The 2,530-nt window shown below is 39.8% G+C and carries 2 protein-coding genes; both read right to left on the reverse strand.

The window, feature by feature from the left end:
• Positions 1-60: 60 nt before the first annotated feature.
• Positions 61-1,893, reverse strand: a complete 1,833-nt coding sequence (locus AC1WHX_RS11850; RefSeq protein ID WP_481229443.1) for a T9SS type A sorting domain-containing protein — start codon at positions 1,891-1,893, stop codon at positions 61-63.
• 142 nt (positions 1,894-2,035) lie between these two features.
• Entirely contained in the window at positions 2,036-2,470 is a 435-nt protein-coding gene (locus tag AC1WHX_RS11855) for a T9SS type A sorting domain-containing protein (RefSeq protein WP_481229445.1), read from the reverse strand.
• Positions 2,471-2,530 lie beyond the last annotated feature (60 nt).

The raw sequence follows: 2,530 nt of genomic DNA on the forward strand, positions 1-2,530 counted from the left end.
AGCGACAACCATTTATCTCGGGCAAATCAACTTAACGACTAATCGTAATACAATATACAACTATTTTACAAGCACCTTATATGTCCCTACAGCACCGTTTTTATCCGTTACTTTCACGATATAGAACCCTGAAGCTGCATCGTATGTATTTGCTCCTGAAGATGCTACGGTTTCGGACATAGCCGATCCACTCAAAGTATAAACCGTTACTTTCACCGGATCTACAGTATTTACCATAATCTTTCCATTCGAAGCATATACTTCGACACCCTCTACATCTGCGGTACTCTGCGATACTCCTGAAAGTTCTTTCTTATCCAAATAAATATCGAATACATTGGCTCCTGCAGTACTACTGTTCAAGATGTTATAAACCATATACAACTGATGTTTTCCGGTCACCTCTCTCAACATTTCTCCGGCAGTATGCTTCTTGATACCCCAACTCCCGGTACCTTGTATTCTTACGCGAGCGATCGGTTCATGACCTTCCAATATAGACGCCAAATCGGTATCCCAAGTCTCTTTCATAATAGTAAAATCGGGATCAAGATCGATATAAAATGCAAAATTAGCTTCATCGATAGGACCTAACCAACTACTTTCAGAAGCGTGATTTACGACAATACTCTTATATTCGCCATTGCCGAAGTCTATACCGTCTCCAGATTCATCAAAGAAATTGATAACCGTACCGTTTTTAGTATAACCGATATTACCGGCACTTTCATATTGCCCTTTAGCAAGGACTTCATAATACCATGGATTAGCTTGACCTTCAAGGCATCCTACAAATGTACAATGAAAAGCATCATCCGAAGGCAACTCATCGACTACCGTTATTCCGCACTTAAGCGATTCCGTCCAAAGGTTTCCTTTCGAAAATTCGATATTCTGCAAGTTAAAGCCTCCGCCTACCCATTTCGCAATAATCTTATGTTCCCCTGTGACTGACTTAATATTAGCGGCAAGCGGAGTGGTATTTTTCATTTGGAGACCTGTCCAAATTTTGGATAGCAAATTATCTTCAGAGATTTCATCTAAATAAATTTCTACATAAAGATTGATATTAATATCTTTATCTCGCTTCACATAAGCAATAACTTGATCATAATCGCCATTGCCAAAATCTACAGTTCCATAATCGGCAATAAACCCGTCATTTGTCCATCCCCAAGAATCTCCGTCGAGTTTAGTATCGAAAAAAGGAGATTCTGCACCGGCTTCTTCACCTGTTGGGACCATAGGGACCGACTCCGTAGCCAAAAGCCGGGTAGATACCTCCTCATAACCGGGTATCATATTCGGAGTACGTAAAGCCAGACCATACAAATAGTCATGCTCTCCTTCCTGAATAAAGCGATCTGCCGGTATCGGATTTTCATAAAAATTTACAGCCCAAATATTACCCGATCCCCCGATAAACGTAAGATATACTTTCTGTTTTCCGGTGGGTTTGTAATATTGCGTTTGAGCCCCTTCGAACACACCGTCATGGTTCGGACCTTTAAGATAAGCCATCGAATCGGCAAATGTATAAACAGTCTGGTAACCTCCGGTTTCATCAATCGTAATTTGAGTAAACGGAAGCGAACTTTCATAATCCTGACCGGCATGCAATATTGCCCAACCGTCCACATACCATCCGTTTGCAAAAACAATACCGGCAGCAGCATATTTATCACCGTTTTCTCCGAAATCCACTTCACCCAAATAAACTTGGGTACTCTCACTGCAATTCCCGATATTCATCGTAACCGGGTCGAATTTTCCGTCTTTCATAATTTCGACACCACTTTCCGAATTGGTCGGAATTACCAAATCCTGAGCTACCGCAGAAGCTGAAAACATCAAAGTCAGCAATCCTGCTAAAAATGTATTTCTCTTTTTCATAACAAAAAAATTGAATTATTAATTATAAACTCAAGTTCTAAGGATATAACTTTCATCTTTTATACTTGCCTATTAATAGTTTTAGAACTGTCTAACAATTAACAATCAAACAGTTCCAAAACCAAATAAATCCCTATAAACCCTATTTTACAAGGACTTTATAAGTTGCAAGATTTCCATTTTCATCCGTTATTTTCACGATATAGAACCCTGAAGCTGCATCGTATGCGTTCACACCCGCCGATGCTACGATTTCAGACATAGCCACACCACTCAAAGTATAAACTGAGACTTTCACCGGATTTACAGTATTTACCACAATCTGCCTGTTTGAAGCATACACTTTAACGCCCTCTACATCAGCAGAGGTCTTTTGTACTCCCGTAATATCTTCTTTATCGAAATAGATGTTGAACACATTAGCTCCGGCTGAAGCGTCATTTTTAATGTTATATACGATATAAAGATCATGTTTCCCGCTAAGATCACCGGTTATCGCTCCGGCAGTATGTTTTCTTATACCCCAAGCAGTAGTGCCTTGGATTCTCACACGAGCAATCGGTTCATGACCTTCCAAAATAGATGCTAACCTACATTATTCATAGTGGATTCATTTCAGGTTATCAAAACAGATATG

The sequence above is a fragment of the Coprobacter sp. genome, assembly GCF_982436375.1.

What these genes read in the sequence shown, in the direction of transcription:
- AC1WHX_RS11850 (WP_481229443.1), bottom strand. Translation starts at nt 1,893, where the DNA reads ATGAAAAAGAGAAATACATTTTTAGCAGGATTGCTGACTTTGATGTTT.